Genomic DNA, 17,247 nt, shown 5'->3' on the forward strand with positions numbered 1-17,247 from the left:
GTTAACACAGGTTAAACAAAGGTTTTTTTATGTCTTTTGCAATCACTTCTATTTCACCCATTGACGGAAGATATTCCAAACAAACGGAAAGTTTGAAGCCAGTATTTAGTGAATTTGGATTAATTAAAAATAGGGTCAAAGTTGAAATACTCTGGTTAATCGCGCTGTGCAATGATAAAGAGATCAAGGAGCTTCCCAAATTTTCAAAACAAGCCTTAAAGTATTTGAATCATCTATTTTTAGATTTTAATGAGAAGGATGCAAAAGCAATAAAGGAAATTGAAAAAAAAACGAATCATGATGTTAAGGCTGTTGAATATTGGATAAGAAATCAACTAAAAAAGAAAAAATTAAATAAGGTAAATGAATTTATCCATTTTTCTTTGACATCTGAGGATGTAAATAATTTAGCATATGCCTTGATGCTCAAAGAGGGTCTTTCAGAAACAATCCTACCAAGTATTAAAAAAATTAATGCCATCCTAAGGGCAAATTCTAAAAAATTTGCTGCCCTACCAATGCTTTCTAGAACTCATGGTCAAACTGCCAGCCCAACAACACTTGGAAAAGAGTTTGCAAATGTCAATTACCGAATAGAAAGACAAATCAAACAGCTTAAAAATCAAGAAATTTTAGGTAAAATTAATGGTGCAGTTGGAAATTTCAATGCACATTTATCAGCCTACCCTAAAAAAAACTGGCCCACTTTTTCAAAGAGCTTCATTGCCTCGCTCAAGTTAACTTATAATCCATTAACCACACAAATTGAGCCACATGACTTTATCGCAGAGATCTTTCAGAATGTATCAAGAATTAATACAATTTTAATTGATCTCAATAGAGATATCTGGGGATATATTTCTCTTGGTTATTTTAAGCAGAAAGTAATCAAAGGTGAAATTGGTTCCTCCACGATGCCTCATAAAGTAAATCCCATTGATTTTGAAAATTCAGAGGGCAACCTAGGTCTCTCAAATGCAATATTAAGTCATTTAGCTGAAAAGCTTCCACTATCAAGGTGGCAAAGAGACTTGACAGATTCGACCGTTCTTAGAAATATAGGTGTAGGTTTTTCTTATGGGCTGATTGCCTATAACTCATGTATCAAAGGACTTAACAAGCTAGAGGTAAATAAATCTATTATTCATGAAGAACTTAATCAATCATGGGAGGTGCTTGCAGAGCCCATCCAAACCATCATGAGAAAAAATGGGATTGAAAACTCTTATGAAAAACTAAAAGATATCACTCGGGGCAAGGGTAAAATTTCTGCAGACCAAATTCACCATTTCATCAAAAATTTAAAAATTTCTAAAGAAGATAAATCTTATTTGCTTGAGCTAACACCCCATAGCTATATTGGCGTTGCTCAACAGTTAGCAAAAAAAAATTAAATGGTTGAGGTATTAGTTCTTTATTATTCAAAGACGGGTGCTGTTAAAGAATTAGCATCTTATATTGCGCGTGGAATAAACTCTATCGATGGAGCTGAAGCAAAGATAAGGACAGTTCCTGAAGTAAGTACTGATATCGAAAAATCAGAAGATATGATTCCAGACTCAGGTGCTTTATTTGCAACACTGGATGATTTAAAGAGTTGTGACGGCTTGTTTCTTGGGAGTCCAACTCGATTTGGTAACATGGCCTCTCCTATTAAATATTTTCTTGAGACGGCAACCCCTTTATGGGTTGAGGGGGCCTTAGAGGATAAGCCGGCAGGTGTATTTACTTCAAGCGCATCAATGCATGGTGGAAATGAATCAACCTTATTGTCTATGCAACTCCCCCTTCAACATATGGGGATGATCCTTGTGGGAGTGCCTTATTCGGTCACTGAGTTATCAAGAACAGTTTCTGGAGGAACACCTTACGGGTCATCACATGTCAGGGGCTATGAAGAAAAAATGGGAGTTAGTGAGGATGAAAAGAAAATTTGTATTGCTCACGGGAAGCGACTAGCCAAACTTTGTCTACAAATAACAAAATAACCTGTCTTTACTTGCTTTCTGTTTTCAGCCTAATTGGCTTGATTTTTTTAAACTTATTTTGGGAAATTTTTTATAACCCCCTAGACACCAATGGTTCCTGGATGGTAGTTAAGTCATTAGTTCTGCTCATTCCACTGCCAGGTATTTTGAAAAAGAATAGATATACCTACCAGTGGTCCAGTATGTTTATATGGCTTTTTATCATGGAGGGAATAGTAAGATTTTATAGTGAACTGGGTGTATCTAGAGATATGGCTTCATATCAAATATTTTTGGGTACATTATTCTTTTTCAGCAGTATATTTTTTTGTAGGGTTAAAAAAAATTAATGAGAATTTTGATTTCAAATGATGATGGTTACAAATCTGAAGGTATACGAGTTCTAATTAAGGAATTAGAAACAATTGCTCAAATAACTGTTGTAGCGCCAAGTAGAAATAGAAGTGGGGCAAGCAGTTCCCTTTCCCTCGATAAACCTATTAAATTGACAAAGGAAAATGATTCATTTTTCTATCTTAACGGAACCCCCACTGATTGTGTCCATATTGCCTTAACAGGATTAATGCAAACATTGCCAGATATGGTCGTCTCTGGGATCAACCATGGCCCAAATCTAGGGGATGATACAATTTATTCTGGAACGGTTGCTGCTGCAATAGAAGGCTATCTTCTTAATATTCCCTCTTTTGCGATTTCTATGGGAGGTATGAATCCAAAAAACTTCTCAACTGCCGCCAGAGTTACGACAGACCTTATTAAGTTATATAATGAGAATGAACATGAGTCAGCGAGTCTTCTGAATATCAATGTTCCTGATATTCCTTATGATGAATTAAAAGGATTTGAGGTTACACGATTAGGCAAAAGGCATGCTGCTGAGAAAGCAATAGAAAAAAAACAGAGCGATAAGGAGTCTTTGTACTGGATAGGTGAGGTTGGTCAACCTAATGACGGTGGGCCAGGCACAGATTTTCATGCATTAAAGAATAATTTTGTATCAATATCGCCAATCCATCCAGACCTTACTGATTTTAAAAATATTGAAATAACTAAAAATTGGATTAAATAGTTAATGAATCGTCACCTAAAATATAATGTAATTTTATGGATCCTAGTGCTTCTTTATGGGTGTGCGGCTCAAAAACCTGCCCCTGTAGACAGGGGTTATGAAGAAAAACCCGTTGAGGCCAAGAAAGAAGTTTCAAAGTGCCCAGATGTTTATACCGTCAAAGAGGGGGAAACTATATTTAGCATAAGTATTAAATGTGCTGTCGACTATAAAACATTAGCCAATGCAAATGGGATCAAGAAACCTTATTTCGTAAAAAAAGGTGATCAAATTAGATTTGACATCATACAAACTCAGGTTGATGAAAGGGTTGTTGAAGATAAAAGTGATGTAGTCGAAATTTCTACCTACAATGAAGATGTTATTACCGAACAAGATGCATCACCTGAGTTAATTCTTGGTGACCCAATAGAAGTTAAAGGACCAAAAGCATTCAAAGAAGTCTATTCAAAAAAAACGTTAAAAAATACAAAAAAAGTTATTTCTAATCAAAATTATAAAAAATGGGGATGGCCGACTGATGGACAACCCATTAACGCGTTCAACCCTGCTTCAGAAAAAAAGGGTGTTGATTTCTTGGGTGCCCCTGGGCAACAAATTAGGTCCATTGCGAAAGGAAGAGTCATATACGCAGGAGAGGAGTTAGAAGGTTACGGGCGAATGACAATAATTAAACATGATAAAAATATTTTAAGTGTTTATGGCTACCAAGAAGAAATTCTAGTTAAAGAGGGGCAAAGTGTGATTGCGGGAGAGTCTATTGGTACCATGGGAATGACGGGCACCGATAGTGTTAAATTACATTTTGAAATAAGGGAAAATGGTAAATCTATTGACCCAGTCTTATTTCTGAATTCAAAACTTAATTAATCTGTCCTGAGTCTTCTCTCTTATAGTAATCTTTTACTGTAGACATATCATATTCTCTAGCCCAAGTGATAATCTCATCAAAAGCTTTTGCTGAAACTTCACCATCATCATGAGCAAATATACCGGCACGTTCTCGTATGACTAACAATCCTGGTATTACCTTAATTTGAAAATAATCAGCTATCTCTTTGTCCTTTTCTATATCAACCATACCAAAAATAATATCTTTATTTTTTTTAGCCGCAGCTTCAAAGGTAGGTGTAAATTCTACACATGGATCACACCATGGTGCCCAAAAGTCAACGATAACGAACTCGTTTTCCTCAATAGTTTTTTTAAAATTATCTTTTGTTAATGTTACAAAGTTACTCATTTTCACCCCTCAAAGTTATCCCATTTATTTTCAAAATAAATCTCGTTTAATTTTAGCCTTTTTCTTGCAGATCCCTCTGCCTCTTCTTGCTCAACAGTCATTAATTTTTTAGCAAGAGGTTTTCCAACAGCTATAAACGACATAACATCGAATTCTACGGGAATATTTGCTAAATTTCTAATTTTATCTGAATCAAAACCGCCCATCTGATGCGCTGCTAAACCTAGATATGTTGATTGAAGACAAATATTTTCGGATGCTGCTCCAGTATCATACTGAGACCATTTATTTTCATTATCATTATGCTTAAATTTTTTATTCGCACAAACGCATATAAGTAATGAGGTATCCATTGCCCAATTTTGATTACCCACTGATAAGCAATTCAAAGCATTTACCCACTGCAATGCATCTTTTTTTTGAAAAATAATAAACTTCCATGGCTGATCGCCAAAGCACGATGGTGCCCATCTGGCTGCTTCAAGTATTGATTTTACCGAGCCTTCATCGATGATGAATTCCGGATCAAACACTCGAGGGCTCCATCGTTCTGAAATTAAAGGAGCAATTTCAACTTCTGTTTCAGCTGTTTTTTTTATCATTCAAATACCTTTAAATTTAAATTTATTTCTATGATCGAGTTATTTCGACAATTATAATTCAATTTAAAGCGTATATTACTTTTTTAGGGCGTATGAAATCTTCAATAAAATGATTACAGACAAAAACAAATTTTTTATGCAAGAGGCATTTGCTCAAGCAAAAAAGGGGTTAACACTTGATGAAATTCCAGTCGGTGCTGTTGTTGTTTTGGATGACACTATTATAGGAAGAGGTTTTAATCAGTCTATTCATAAATCTGATTCAACGGCCCATGCTGAAATTGTTGCCATACAAAAAGCTGGAGAAAAAATAAATAATTATCGTCTGGTTAATTGTGATTTATTTGTGACTCTTGAGCCTTGTTTAATGTGTTTAGGTGCGATACTCCACGCAAGAATAAGGAATGTGTATTTCGCCGCAAGTGACATTAAAACAGGTGTTTGTGGAGGTTTGATTGACCTGACAATTAATAAATCTTTAAATCATCACTGTAATTTCCATAAAGGTATTCTAAGCAAAGAGTCAGCAGACTTAATTCAGAAATTTTTCCAAGAAAAAAGAGCAAAAAAAAACCGTACATGATTATGTACGGTTTTAATTAATTAGTACTTAAAACTAATCTCTATTGCCCATCAGTGCCATTAATATATGTAACAGATGAACAAATAAATTATAGATGTTTAGGTAAAGCGCTAGTGTGGCCATAATATAATTTGTCTCTCCGCCTCTAACAATTCTGTTCACATCGTATAGAATAAAACCAGAGAATATTAATACCGCTACCCCTGAAATTGCTAGTGACATTGCTGGTATCTGAAAGAATATATTTACGACCATCGCCAGAATAAGTAACAACAACCCTATCATGAGAAATTTACCCATGAATGAAAAATCTCTTTTGCTTGTTGTGGCGATACCTGAAAGTACCAGGAATATCGTAGCAGTTCCACCCGCAGCTAATCCAACAATTTGACCGCCATTACTTAAACTGAAAGCGACCTGTAAGATTGGGCCCAACAAAATCCCCATTAAGAAGGTCAAACCCAGCAAGAATACAACACCTAAGCTGCTGTTTCTATTGGCTCTAATTAAGTAAAACATGCCGAACATAGCACCTAATGTAACTATGAAAAATAAAATGGGGCTTTGCGCAGCAAAACCGAAGTTCATTGACATTCCCATTAGGGCGCCAATGAGTGTAGGTATTAATGAAAAACCTAAGAGTGCGTATGTATTCCTTAAGACTTTATTAGTTGAAAGTTCAGAAACTGACTGACTAGCAACGTTAAAATTATCTGCCATGGTATTTATTTATCCTTAATTTAAAATTTGTAACACTTATAAAATTTGTAACACTTATAAAATTTGTAACACTTATAGGATAAGGCCAATATCACTAAAGTTCAAGTAATTTGCCTCAAATTATCTAATTTTTTTTTCTTATTTTTTAAGCTCTTTAATGGCTTTTTTAGCACCTTCATAGCAAAAATTTAATTGACTTGAATCACCTTCATTATTTTTAAGATAATCACGTCGCATATTTGATAACCTCTCTTTTGAGATAGAGTCTTGTTTCCATAAAAGCTTATTTAGGACTTTATCCACATTATCACCCTGATTGCATACTAAAACCATATCACAACCTGCCTCCAAGCATTTCCTAACTCTAGAAACCAAGTCTTTTTCATAAATTTGTGCTGCCTTCATGCCCATATCATCTGAAAAAATAGCGCCTTCGAAATTCAAAATTTTTCTTAGCTGCCCTTCTAACCAAAATTTAGAAAAACCAGCGGGCTTTTGGTCACAACTGGAATAAATCACATGGGAAGGCATAACACCTGAAATATTTTTTTTAATCATTTCTTTAAAAATATTCATGTCTTTTTCTTGAATTTCCTCAAGTGATCTATCATCATTTGCACTTTCTAGGTGTGTATCAGCCTTGATGAACCCGTGCCCGGGAAAATGCTTGCCTACACTTTTCATACCTCCTGAACTTAATCCATCCATGACTGATGATGCTAAGTCTAGTATTGGCTTAGCATGCTGATGAAAAGAGCGATCCCCAATGACAGAGCTGGTACCAAAATTTATATCAAGAACTGGTGTAAAGCTAAAATCAATATCACAAGCTCCCAATTCATATGCGATAAGCTGACCGCATAATTTAGCAAGCCTTTTACCCTCAGCCTTATTTTCATCATAAATTTGACCTAGAAGCGCCATATCTGGAATTTCAGTAAATTCCTCTCTAAATCTTTGCACCCGCCCACCTTCATGGTCAACGGCAATAAGGATATTTTTCTTAATTTTCCTAATTGAGGCTGTTAGGGCTTTAATTTGTTTTTTATTCTTATAATTTCTTGAAAAAAGAATAACACCCCCAACCAATTTATTCTGCAGTCTTTCCTCATCTTTATTAGAAAGCTCAGTTGAGCCTATATCAATCATCAGACATGTCATATTAATTTGTTCCAGTTAAAAGCATAAATTCTCAATTGTCCTTAATCCCCCAAAATTTATGAAGAAAATCTCCAAAAAAATTGATCGCAAAGACCATAGACATTATGCTTGCACCAACAATAATTGCATAATGTGGGGAAGCCAGAAGATAGCGAACACTATCTCTCATCATCCCTCCCAAAGAAGCCTCAGGTGCCTGTAAGCCAAGACCTAGAAATGAGAGGCTTGCTTCAGCAATAATTAAACCTGCCACAGCATAAGTGGCCTCCACAATCATAGGAGTTGATAATGCAGGTAGGATATGGTGAAAAATTGTTCTTGATTTTGTGCTTCCCATTGACTGCGATGCCTTTACATAATCTTGCTCTTTAACGAGTAAGGTTTGTGCCCTTGCTAGCCTTGCATAACCGACCCAACCTCCAATAGAAAGCGCAATAATTAAATTTAATTTTCCTGGAGACAAAATGGCAGCAAATGCAATTGCAAGTAGGATGCCAGGAAAAGACATAAAAAGGGTCGTTATGAATTTTATAATCTGATCTAATTTTCCCCCTATGTACCCTGACAGCACACCTATAAATATTCCTGAAATGCTAGAGATAAATGTAACCCAAAAAATAATTAGAAATGAATTAATAAATCCATCAACTAACCTAAAATATATATCTCGACCAAAATCATCCTTACCAAACCAGTAGGTAAAGTTTGGGGTAGCAAGAATTTCCTCAACCTGCATAATACTTGAATCATAGCCGCTCAAAATCTTGTAAATAAGCGAGGAAGTCCAAAATAAAATTATCGCTATAGCAGTTTGCTTCATATCCTTAATGCCTCATTCTTGGATCTAAAAACCGATAAGCAACTTCAGTTAAAAAATTTATAAAGACGTATGATGACGCAATAATCAAAATGCAGGCCTGCGTTACTGGATAATCTCTTGTTTGAATCGATGTAACTAATAGTCTACCTAAACCATCCCAGCTAAAAATAGTCTCTGTAATAACTGCACCTGACAATAATGAACCAAACTGCATACCGATAATAGTAATTAAGGGAATCAAAACCAACCTAAACATATGGTGCAATGTTATTGCTAACTCACCTAACCCTTTTGCTCTTGCTGTTCTAACTACATCTGAGTTAATAATCTCAAGCATAGAGTTTCTTGTCATTTTAATAATTACTGCAAGCAGCCCAAGCGAGAGAGTAAGGGCTGGCAAAATAATTGCATATTTACTTTCCATCCCGCTAACAGGAAGCAAGCCTAAATAAATAGACATCATTAAAATTAATAATGGCCCGAGAAAAAAATGAGGAATAGAGATAAAAAATAAACTAACGTTAGTGATGCACCTATCAATATAACTCCCATGAAATTTGGCTGCCAGAATACCACCTATGAAACCAAAAAAAATGGCAATGCCTAAAGCCAAAGAAGCAAGAGTGTAGGTGTTCTTCATGGCATCTAATAATTGAGGTTTAATTGGCATATTAGTTAGGATTGATGTCCCAAAATTACCCTGAGCTAACTGGCCAATTGAATTGATTATTTGTTCAATAATTGACTTATCTAGACCTAGCTCACTTCTTAATTTTTCTTGGTCTGTCAATGAAGACGACTCCCCCATCATAACCAAGACAGGGTCACCAGGAATAAGGTGAAGTATTAAAAAAGTTATGAGAAAAATACCAAAAATTTGGCAAACACTTGTCAAGAGAAGCTTAAGCAAAATTAATTCTCATTAATAAAGACACTAGTTCCCAGCGATACAAGATTAAAAAGTTCAATGACATCCCTATTGCCCATTCTAATGCATCCCTCAGAGATAGGATGTCCTAGGTCTTTCTCATAGGGAGTACCATGAATATAGATGTACCTTTGCATCGTATCAACATCCCCTAAGCGGTTAAAGCCCACCTCACACCCTGATAACCAAATAATTCTTGATAATATCCAATCTTTTTGAGGTTCGGATAGATAAGATTCGGCAGTCCAAATTTCATTTGTTGGTCTTCGAGCTGAAAAAACCGTAAATATAGGAAGTGTATCCCCTATTTTAGCTCTTACAATATGCTTTCCTAGAGGTGTTTTAAAGCTATCCTTTTGTTGGCCAACACCTCTTTTTGCTGTGGAAATTGAAAAGCGTTTCATTAGGATGCCTTTATCAAAAAAAGATAAATTCTGTTTTTTTATTGAGACATCGACATATGTGCTATTAATTTTTTTTAATCCCATCTAATCCATTCCAGCTACCATCAAATGAAAGTTTATAATTTGAGATGTTTTTTCTAAAAGCAGCAAATCCACCCTCATACCATAATGGAATAAGCCCCGTATCTCGATAAGCTTTTAATATTACCTTATTCCAAACATTTTTTTCTATTGCCTCTGATAAATGTTGATCCATCCTTTTATTTATATACTGACCCCTATTAAGCCCTACAGGCGGTAATTGAGTTGAAGAAAAAATTTTAAAATAGATATCAGGATTAGTGATGCCCACCCAAGTTAATGTATATAGCTGAAAATTACCTGACTGGATGTCCCTGAAAAAAGTACCCCAATCTAATGACTTTATCTCTAAATCAATACCAACATCCTTTAGTTGTTTTTGGATAATTGTTGCAATCTTTACTCTAAATGGGTCAGTAGATGTCTTTAAAATCAATTTTATTGGTTTTGTTATATCCATCTGTGAGATTAATTTTCTTGCCTCATTAGGATCATAGTTATCATCTGTTATATCGATACTGGCCCAATGCTCAGGAGGGAGAATTTGCTGAGAAAGTCTTGATTTTTCTGGTAAAAAAAACTCTAGGATCTCTCTTTGGTTTATAGCCAATAATAGCGCCCTCCGAAATTGAATATTTTTAAGGTACTTATCCTTAAAATTAAATCCAACGTAGGAAACGTTTGATCCAAAACTAGATATCACATTTAAATTTTTATTATCTTGAATCACTTTTATCATTTCAAAAGGAAGGTCATTTTGTATTAAATCTATTTCTCCATTTATTAGTTTTAATAACCGTACCGTAGGATCTTTAATTTCAATTAAATTAATCCTTTGATCATCTTTGCGTCTAACTAGTTTGATGTTTGGGGAGCTCTCTATCATTTTAAAAATACCTGATCCCGCTGGATTAACAGAAAAGTTATGATTTTCCTTTAATAATTTTTCAGGAAGAATAAAAAAATTAAGCTGTGATAAGAAATTGGGTTCATTTTTAAAAAGATGGATGTGAAAAATATTATCTGATACCTTTTCGATGGACTTTATATTTTTAAGTTGTTGATAATAGGGTGATGTGGAAAGATCTTTTAAATTTGAAATGGTAGCTATTATATCGTTAATATTTAAGGTGCCCCCTCCGCTAAAACTCGGTAAGTCTTTCTTTAACTGAAAAGCATATTGAAGGTTATTTTTTTTCTTAAACGTAACGACATTTGATCTTGGGAGGAACTCATCGTCTAGATAGATGAAGGATGTATAAATTAGGTAGGATAATTTTTTTGATGCAGCATCTGATTGAAATCTTGGGTCAAGTTGTTGGGGTTTTTGGGCTATCCCAAATCTAATTTCATCCTCATCAAAATTTTCAGCACAACCAAGCAACAAAAAAGCCAACAGAAAATGTAGGCTCATTTTTTGTAATAGATTTAACACTAGGTTATATTTTTTAAAAAATTTTTAAATTCAAATTTCATGCCCATGCTTTTAAAAAATTATCCCAATGAGATTTTTTGTAATTGCTAATAGCGTTTCTAAATTGATCTATTTCAAACTCATAAGCGTTAGATGTTAATTCTTTTTTTGACAATAAGTACCTCAAATAAACTAAATATGTGTTGGCAACGTCGGTCTCACAGTAATTTCTTATCGATGCTAAGTCCCCATTTAAAAATGCCTCCCAGACCTTACCTCCATCCATATCAAGCTTTCCAGGAAAGCCATAAACCTTACATATTTCATTTAATGACGCGTTATTTCTCCCATTAAACATAGCTAAAGTATCCATCAGATCGAGGTGCCTTCGATGATATCTACTCATATAATTATTCCATTTAAATTCAGAATAATTTTCACCGGTATCAAAATAAATTTCTGATGAAATTTTATTAGCAAGCATTCGGTAATTTAAGACTGGTAAATCAAAGCCACTCCCATTCCAGGATACTAAGTTTGGAGAATATTTATCCAAACCTTCAAAAAAATGCTTTAAAATTCCCGCCTCATCAGTTTCTTCATTGCCAAGCGTCCATACTTCTAACCTATCATCTGTTTTTAGTACGCAAGAGATTGCAACCACTTGATGCAGGTGCACCGGCAAGAAATCATGCCCAACTTTCTGCCGCCTCTTAAAATTAGCAATATTCACTACATCGAAATCAGACAGGGTTTCATCTAAATTGTATAAACGCCTAATACTTTTAATATCAGGGATTGTTTCTAAATCAAATATAAGGGTTGGAATCAAAATTTATTTAGGAAATATTCCAGTTGAAAGATATCTGTCACCCCGATCACAGGCGATTGAAACAATATGTGAATTAGGGTTTTTCTTGGCTATTTGCAATGCTACAAAAAGTGCCCCCCCTGTTGATGCACCAGAAAAAATTCCCTCTTTTTTTGCAAGATTTCTAGCAGTATCTTCGGCATTTTTCTGAGAAACGTTTACAATTTCGTCGATATTATCATCTGAAAAAATTGATGGTAAATACTCTTTTGGCCACTTCCTTATTCCTGGTATTTGTGCGCCCTCTTCTGGTTGGACGCCAATAATTTGAATGTTCTTATTTTTTTCTTTTAAAAATTTTGAAGTACCCACGATGGTTCCTGTCGTGCCCATACTTGAAATAAAGTGGGTCACCTTTTTGTTTGTATCACGCCAAATTTCTGGCCCTGTTCCCTCATAATGTGCCTTAGGATTATTGGTATTACCAAACTGATCTAAAACAATACCCATTCCTTTTTTTTGCATGCCAAGTGCCGTATCCCTTGCTAACTCCATACTTCCTTCCTGAGAGGTAAGGATAATTTCTGCGCCAAAAGCCTTCATCGTTTGTCTTCTCTCAATTGATTGATTTTCAGGCATTATTAGTACCATTTTATATCCTCTCATGGCCGCCACCATCGCTAGCGCAATACCCGTATTACCAGATGTTGCTTCAATCAGTGTATCCCCCGGCTTAATTTTTCCAGACAATTCAGCTTCATTGATCATAAAAAAAGCAGGTCTATCTTTAACTGAGCCTGCAGGGTTATTGCCCTCTAGCTTAAGATATATCTCGCCACCTTTTATATCACTCAGTCTTTTGATTTTTGCAAGAGGTGTATTTCCAATTGTTGCTTCAAGTGTATTTTTCATTTTTAATATTTTTTATAAATATAAATTGCCACCAAGATAAACAATAGGTAGTTCAGTAAAGCTAATTGTGGCAAGGTTATACCAAATAACGTCCAGTCGATTGAAGAACAGTCACCAGCTCCCCTGAAAAGCAATTCGAAGGCTTCTGACAATGGAAAACTATCGAACATATAATCTAGATCTAACCCACACTCGGCTGGGACAGAAATTATTTTGCTCTGAATTAAAATATGTCTCACGGAAAAAACTACTCCCGTAATGTTGATCAAAAGTAACGCTATCAGATGAAAAATTTTGATTATCTTAAGAGGGTTAAAGAAGCTAAAGAAAAAGAATGCGCCTCCAGCGACAATAAATATAATTCTCTGGGTAATGCAGAGTGGGCAGGGTTCTAATTGAAACCTTTCCTGAATGTAGAGCGCCGCAACAACGAGAAAAAAAGAAAATAATGCAGCTAAAAGATTAGTCGCTTTGAAAGATAAATTAAATTTCATATATTTAAAATTTTCAGTAAAAGTCCTATAATGTTAACTCATTAAATGAGAATATTTTGAATACTCCTATCATAAACGACTTTATTTCTGATGAACCAAAAATTTTCTCAGTCTCTGAAATCAATCGACTTGTAAAAAAAGTTTTAACAGATAGTTTTGATTCGGTCTGGATTAAAGGCGAAATATCAAATTTTACTAAGGCCAGCTCGGGGCATTGGTACTTCACAATCAAGGACAATACCTCCCAAGTCAGGTGTACTATGTTTAGAGGTAAAAATAATTTTGTTAATTGGGATGTAAAGGATGGAGATCTTGTTGAAATACACTGTGATATAAGCCTCTATGAAGCTAGAGGTGAGTACCAATTAAATGTAAATAAAATTCAAAAATCTGGCCTGGGTGAACTATTCGAAGCCTTTCAACTATTAAAAACAAAATTAGAAAAAGAAGGTTTGTTTGATGAAAAAAATAAAAAAAGTATCCCTGACTCTATAAAAACAATTGGGGTCATTTCATCAGAAAGTGGTGCTGTGATTAAAGATATTATAAGTACAATTAACAGGCGAAATAGATATATCAATATCATCATCTACCCCACACAAGTTCAAGGGCCTGCATCCATAGAGAATATTATCAGTGCCATTCAATCTGCAAATATAAGAAACGAGGTCGATGTATTAATTATTGCTCGCGGTGGTGGTTCAATTGAAGACCTATGGTCCTTTAATGATGAAAAAGTTGTTAGAGCAATAGCCTCATCAAACATAGCGACAATTTCTGCTGTTGGACATGAAACAGATTTCACGATAGCTGATTTTATTGCTGATTTAAGAGCTCCAACCCCAACAGCCGCTGCAGAGATAGTCAGTAGTGAGTTATCCTTATTTTTTGAAAATCTTGCCTCTTTTCAACAAGATCTTTTCCAAATTATGCAGAATAAATTCCATGAGATACATCAGATAATTGACCAATATGAAAAAAGATTACTGTCCCCACAGGAAAAAATCAAAACTCAAAATATACTCATTGAAAACTTATCAAAAAGAATTCAAACTTCAATGCTAAGGTATCTAGAGATGTATCAAAATAAAGTTGAATCATTGGAACAAAGCTTAATCCTACTAAATCCTGATGAGATATTATCAAGAGGATACGCTATAGCGTTCAGTGAAAATAATAAGGCTATTACGAATGTGGAGGATATTTCTTTGAATGATAAGATCAAAATTAAGTTACATCACGGTCTAGTTAATACTTCAGTAACTGATAAAACAAATGGATAAAAAAAATAATCAGGATTCAAAGTTCTTAGTCCTTTGTTTGGGTGCCCTTGGGGTTGTGTTTGGGGATATTGGAACAAGCCCACTCTACGCAATAAAAGAAATATTTGCGATAAATAACAATATATTAACGCTCACCAATTCCAATATGCTCGGCATTTTGTCACTTATCTTTTGGTCTTTAATTTCAATCGTTTCTATTAAATATATTCTCTTCATTATGCGAGCAAATAATAATGGAGAAGGCGGTATTATGGCGTTGCTCTCCCTTGCCACTCGAAATGCAAAAACCAAAAGAAAAAAATTGATAATCATCTCTATCGGGATGCTGGGTGCCGCCATGTTTTATGCAGATGCCATGATCACTCCGGCAATATCAGTCATTTCTGCAATAGAAGGTATCGAACTAATAACGCCCGCTTTTAGTGAGTATATTGTGCCCATCACGCTCATTATTATCTTTGGATTATTTTGGACGCAGAGTAAAGGCACGGGTGCGGTAGGTTTTATGTTTGGGCCAGTTATGCTTGTATGGTTTTTAGTATTAACGATGCTTGGTATCTATAACATTATTCAAGAGCCATCCGTATTGTTAGCTCTCAACCCAGTGTATGCCTTCAACTTTTTTTCATCACAATTTTCTATAGCATTCATAACGCTTGGCGCGGTCGTATTATGTGTTACCGGGGTAGAGTCTCTTTACGCTGACATGGGACATTTTGGAAGGAATCCAATCAAGGTAACATGGTTCAGCTTTGTATTTCCGGCCTTAACTATCAATTACTTTGGTCAGGGTGCGCTGATCTTAAGTGATCCAAGTACAATAAAGAACCCTTTCTATCTGATGGCACCAGAATGGATGACACTCCCACTCGTCATTATGGCAACAGTTGCCACAATTATTGCTTCTCAGGCATGTATTACCGGAGCATTTTCTGTCTCGAGGCAAGCATTGCAGCTTGGCTTTATCCCGCGAATGAGAATTGACCACACCTCTGAAGATCAACAAGGTCAAATTTATTTACCAAGGGTAAATTGGATGTTGATGATTGGAGTTATGAGTGTGGTAGCGATATTTCAAAGTTCAAGTGCTCTTGCAAATGCCTACGGAATTGCGATTACCCTTGATATGATAATAGCCACTATCCTTGCAGGCTTTGTGATGCACGAAATATGGAAATGGAAATGGAGATATACGCTGGCCTTCCTAGCTATCTTTTTAACAATAGATGTTATTTTCTTCTTATCAAATATTATTAAAGTACCATCTGGTGGATGGTTCCCGCTTTTAGTTGGGATTATTTTTGTCTTTCTAATTTCAACTTGGAAAAAAGGTAGAAAAATTTTATTTAAAAAAACTAAGAATGAAACTATGGAGATTGATTATTTTTTTAAAGAAATGAAAAAAAATATAAAAGCACGGGTCGATGGCACCGCAGTTTTCTTGACCCCGAACCCTGATGGCGTTCCACACTCATTACTTCATAATTTAAAGCACAATAAAGTCCTTCATAAGCGAGTCATCTTATTATCAGTGAAATTTAAGGGCTACCCTCATGCAGATAAAAAAAATATTATTTCTATAAAGAAACTCCCTAATAATTTTTATAAAGTTATTCTTAATTACGGCTATAAAGACCTTACAAAAATACCGCAGGACTTGGCAAGAAATCTTAAAGGAACCATTACCTTAGACCCAATGGATACCTCATATTTTGTGGGTAAAGAGAGTCTAGTTATTAGATCAGGCAAAGAGATGAATTTCTTTAGAAAAACTATTTTCTCTTACCAGTTTAGGACGTCAGAAAATATCACTAATCAATTTAACTTACCAGTTAATAGAGTCGTTGAGCTAGGGAGTAAGGTTGTCTTTTAATGAAATATAAAAGAAATATTTATATTGCATTCACTATTTTAACGATTTTCTTTGGCTGCACTTCGACAACAAAGAAATCTGATTCAGACGTAGATCGAATTCAATTGATGATTCTTCCTGAATACATGGCTATGAATATGTCCCAGAGTGGTTACACTGAGATTCTTGATAATGCAAATAAGGATGGTATTTTAAATACAGATACCATACAAGTCGAAAGAGTAAGGGAGATATCATATAACTTAATAAACCAAACATATATTTTTAGAGAAGACGCCCAGGATTGGAATTGGGAAATCAATGTTATTGATAGCGAGTTAATTAATGCCTTTTGCATGCCAGGTGGAAAAATAGTAGTTTACTCAGGCCTTATCAATAAATTAGATGCAACTGATGATGAGCTCGCTGCCGTTATTGGTCATGAGATAGCACATGCACTAAGAGAGCATGGAAGAGAAAGAATGTCATCTGCACTAGTCCAACAAGTAGGAATCTTAGGGTTTGCGATATTTCTTAGCAATCAAGATGGGAGCTTTATTTCTAAGCAAGCCATCCTTCAGGGGGTGGCTTTGGGAACCACATTATTTTTTGCCCTACCTAATAGCAGAGAACAGGAAAGAGAGGCTGATGATATGGGTCTTGAGTTAACCGCTCTTGCAGGTTACAACCCAATGGCAGCGGTCAGCCTATGGCGAAAAATGGATGCACAATCTGAATCTCAGCCCCCTGAATTTTTAAGTACCCATCCGTCGAATGAAAATAGAATTCAAGACCTCCAGATTGAGGCAAAAAAATATGAAAAGCTTTATAAGGAAAACAAAATTAATTAATTCAGGGCCTTTATTTAATTATATTTACTGT

General features: G+C 35.1%; 20 protein-coding genes. 9 read left to right on the forward strand and 11 right to left on the reverse strand.

What is annotated here, in order from left to right:
• The first annotated feature begins 29 nt into the window (after window positions 1-29).
• Genes purB through K6112_02500 form a run of 5 tightly spaced genes read left to right on the forward strand, consistent with a single transcriptional unit; the run spans window position 30 to window position 3,927 of the window.
• Window positions 30-1,394: an adenylosuccinate lyase gene (purB, locus tag K6112_02480; protein QZP18224.1), complete on the forward strand. Its 1,365-nt coding sequence runs from the start codon at window positions 30-32 to the stop codon at window positions 1,392-1,394.
• Window positions 1,395-1,988, forward strand: coding sequence for an NAD(P)H:quinone oxidoreductase (wrbA, locus tag K6112_02485; protein QZP18225.1), 594 nt, complete (start codon window positions 1,395-1,397; stop codon window positions 1,986-1,988).
• Complete coding sequence (locus K6112_02490) at window positions 1,967-2,317, forward strand: DUF2069 domain-containing protein (protein ID QZP18226.1); 351 nt, start codon at window positions 1,967-1,969, stop codon at window positions 2,315-2,317. Before wrbA ends, K6112_02490 begins: the two co-directional genes overlap by 22 nt.
• Window positions 2,317-3,057 (forward strand): 5'/3'-nucleotidase SurE, encoded by a 741-nt coding sequence (gene surE / locus K6112_02495; protein QZP18227.1) that lies wholly within the window; start codon window positions 2,317-2,319, stop codon window positions 3,055-3,057. Before K6112_02490 ends, surE begins: the two co-directional genes overlap by 1 nt.
• 3 nt (window positions 3,058-3,060) lie before the next feature.
• Window positions 3,061-3,927, forward strand: a complete 867-nt coding sequence (locus tag K6112_02500; GenBank protein QZP18228.1) for a peptidoglycan DD-metalloendopeptidase family protein — start codon at window positions 3,061-3,063, stop codon at window positions 3,925-3,927.
• Here K6112_02500 and K6112_02505 read toward each other — a convergent pair.
• Both K6112_02505 and K6112_02510 read right to left on the reverse strand, forming a co-directional pair.
• On the reverse strand, window positions 3,920-4,300 hold the full coding sequence (locus tag K6112_02505; GenBank protein ID QZP18229.1) for a thioredoxin family protein: 381 nt from the start codon (window positions 4,298-4,300) through the stop codon (window positions 3,920-3,922). The genes K6112_02500 and K6112_02505 overlap by 8 nt on opposite strands.
• A 2-nt stretch (window positions 4,301-4,302) precedes the next feature.
• Window positions 4,303-4,899 (reverse strand): nitroreductase family protein, encoded by a 597-nt coding sequence (locus K6112_02510; GenBank protein QZP18466.1) that lies wholly within the window; start codon window positions 4,897-4,899, stop codon window positions 4,303-4,305.
• Window positions 4,900-5,011: 112 nt separating this feature from the next.
• Between K6112_02510 and tadA the strand changes: the two genes are divergently transcribed.
• The gene (gene tadA / locus K6112_02515) at window positions 5,012-5,485 is read left to right on the forward strand and encodes a tRNA adenosine(34) deaminase TadA (protein ID QZP18230.1); all 474 of its coding nucleotides are present in this window, start codon (window positions 5,012-5,014) and stop codon (window positions 5,483-5,485) included.
• A 33-nt stretch (window positions 5,486-5,518) separates the two neighbouring features.
• On the opposite strand, the gene K6112_02520 is transcribed toward tadA, so the two are convergent.
• The 9 genes from K6112_02520 to K6112_02560 form a co-directional block, all read right to left on the reverse strand.
• Window positions 5,519-6,205: a Bax inhibitor-1/YccA family protein gene (locus tag K6112_02520; GenBank protein QZP18231.1), complete on the reverse strand. Its 687-nt coding sequence runs from the start codon at window positions 6,203-6,205 to the stop codon at window positions 5,519-5,521.
• Window positions 6,206-6,343: 138 nt separating this feature from the next.
• A complete protein-coding gene (nagZ, locus tag K6112_02525; protein ID QZP18232.1) occupies window positions 6,344-7,366 on the reverse strand; it encodes a beta-N-acetylhexosaminidase in 1,023 nt (340 codons plus the stop codon).
• A 31-nt stretch (window positions 7,367-7,397) separates the two neighbouring features.
• On the reverse strand, window positions 7,398-8,186 hold the full coding sequence (locus K6112_02530; GenBank protein ID QZP18233.1) for an ABC transporter permease: 789 nt from the start codon (window positions 8,184-8,186) through the stop codon (window positions 7,398-7,400).
• 4 nt (window positions 8,187-8,190) lie between these two features.
• Complete coding sequence (locus K6112_02535; GenBank protein QZP18234.1) at window positions 8,191-9,096, reverse strand: ABC transporter permease; 906 nt, start codon at window positions 9,094-9,096, stop codon at window positions 8,191-8,193.
• 2 nt (window positions 9,097-9,098) lie between these two features.
• Complete coding sequence (locus K6112_02540) at window positions 9,099-9,602, reverse strand: L,D-transpeptidase (protein ID QZP18235.1); 504 nt, start codon at window positions 9,600-9,602, stop codon at window positions 9,099-9,101.
• Window positions 9,583-11,013, reverse strand: a complete 1,431-nt coding sequence (locus K6112_02545) for an ABC transporter substrate-binding protein (GenBank protein ID QZP18236.1) — start codon at window positions 11,011-11,013, stop codon at window positions 9,583-9,585. Before K6112_02545 ends, K6112_02540 begins: the two co-directional genes overlap by 20 nt.
• Before the next feature lie 58 nt (window positions 11,014-11,071).
• Entirely contained in the window at window positions 11,072-11,845 is a 774-nt protein-coding gene (locus K6112_02550) for a 3'-5' exonuclease (GenBank protein QZP18237.1), read from the reverse strand.
• A gap of 3 nt (window positions 11,846-11,848) precedes the next feature.
• On the reverse strand, window positions 11,849-12,736 hold the full coding sequence (cysM, locus tag K6112_02555) for a cysteine synthase CysM (protein ID QZP18238.1): 888 nt from the start codon (window positions 12,734-12,736) through the stop codon (window positions 11,849-11,851).
• Between the two features lie 2 nt (window positions 12,737-12,738).
• Entirely contained in the window at window positions 12,739-13,230 is a 492-nt protein-coding gene (locus tag K6112_02560) for a disulfide bond formation protein B (GenBank protein ID QZP18239.1), read from the reverse strand.
• Window positions 13,231-13,286: 56 nt separating this feature from the next.
• On the opposite strand from K6112_02560, the gene xseA reads away from it, so the two are divergent.
• Genes xseA through K6112_02575 form a run of 3 tightly spaced genes read left to right on the forward strand, consistent with a single transcriptional unit; the run spans window position 13,287 to window position 17,216 of the window.
• Window positions 13,287-14,513 (forward strand): exodeoxyribonuclease VII large subunit, encoded by a 1,227-nt coding sequence (gene xseA, locus K6112_02565; protein QZP18240.1) that lies wholly within the window; start codon window positions 13,287-13,289, stop codon window positions 14,511-14,513.
• Window positions 14,506-16,386 (forward strand): potassium transporter Kup, encoded by a 1,881-nt coding sequence (locus K6112_02570; protein ID QZP18241.1) that lies wholly within the window; start codon window positions 14,506-14,508, stop codon window positions 16,384-16,386. Before xseA ends, K6112_02570 begins: the two co-directional genes overlap by 8 nt.
• Window positions 16,386-17,216, forward strand: a complete 831-nt coding sequence (locus tag K6112_02575; GenBank protein QZP18242.1) for a M48 family metallopeptidase — start codon at window positions 16,386-16,388, stop codon at window positions 17,214-17,216. The genes K6112_02570 and K6112_02575 overlap by 1 nt, the downstream gene beginning before the upstream one ends.
• Window positions 17,217-17,247 lie beyond the last annotated feature (31 nt).

The organism is Methylophilales bacterium (assembly GCA_019823025.1).
In the GTDB taxonomy this organism is placed as follows: Bacteria; Pseudomonadota; Gammaproteobacteria; order Burkholderiales; family Methylophilaceae; genus BACL14.

Coding starts and splice junctions, on each gene's coding strand:
- purB (QZP18224.1), top strand. CDS start 30: ATGTCTTTTGCAATCACTTCTATTTCACCCATTGACGGAAGATATTCC.
- wrbA (QZP18225.1), top strand. CDS start 1,395: ATGGTTGAGGTATTAGTTCTTTATTATTCAAAGACGGGTGCTGTTAAA.
- surE (QZP18227.1), top strand. CDS start 2,317: ATGAGAATTTTGATTTCAAATGATGATGGTTACAAATCTGAAGGTATA.
- K6112_02500 (QZP18228.1), top strand. CDS start 3,061: ATGAATCGTCACCTAAAATATAATGTAATTTTATGGATCCTAGTGCTT.
- K6112_02505 (QZP18229.1), bottom strand. CDS start 4,300: ATGAGTAACTTTGTAACATTAACAAAAGATAATTTTAAAAAAACTATT.
- tadA (QZP18230.1), top strand. CDS start 5,012: ATGATTACAGACAAAAACAAATTTTTTATGCAAGAGGCATTTGCTCAA.
- K6112_02520 (QZP18231.1), bottom strand. CDS start 6,205: ATGGCAGATAATTTTAACGTTGCTAGTCAGTCAGTTTCTGAACTTTCA.
- nagZ (QZP18232.1), bottom strand. CDS start 7,366: ATGACATGTCTGATGATTGATATAGGCTCAACTGAGCTTTCTAATAAA.
- K6112_02530 (QZP18233.1), bottom strand. CDS start 8,186: ATGAAGCAAACTGCTATAGCGATAATTTTATTTTGGACTTCCTCGCTT.
- K6112_02540 (QZP18235.1), bottom strand. CDS start 9,602: ATGGGATTAAAAAAAATTAATAGCACATATGTCGATGTCTCAATAAAA.
- K6112_02545 (QZP18236.1), bottom strand. CDS start 11,013: ATGAGCCTACATTTTCTGTTGGCTTTTTTGTTGCTTGGTTGTGCTGAA.
- cysM (QZP18238.1), bottom strand. CDS start 12,736: ATGAAAAATACACTTGAAGCAACAATTGGAAATACACCTCTTGCAAAA.
- K6112_02560 (QZP18239.1), bottom strand. CDS start 13,230: ATGAAATTTAATTTATCTTTCAAAGCGACTAATCTTTTAGCTGCATTA.
- K6112_02570 (QZP18241.1), top strand. CDS start 14,506: ATGGATAAAAAAAATAATCAGGATTCAAAGTTCTTAGTCCTTTGTTTG.
- K6112_02575 (QZP18242.1), top strand. CDS start 16,386: ATGAAATATAAAAGAAATATTTATATTGCATTCACTATTTTAACGATT.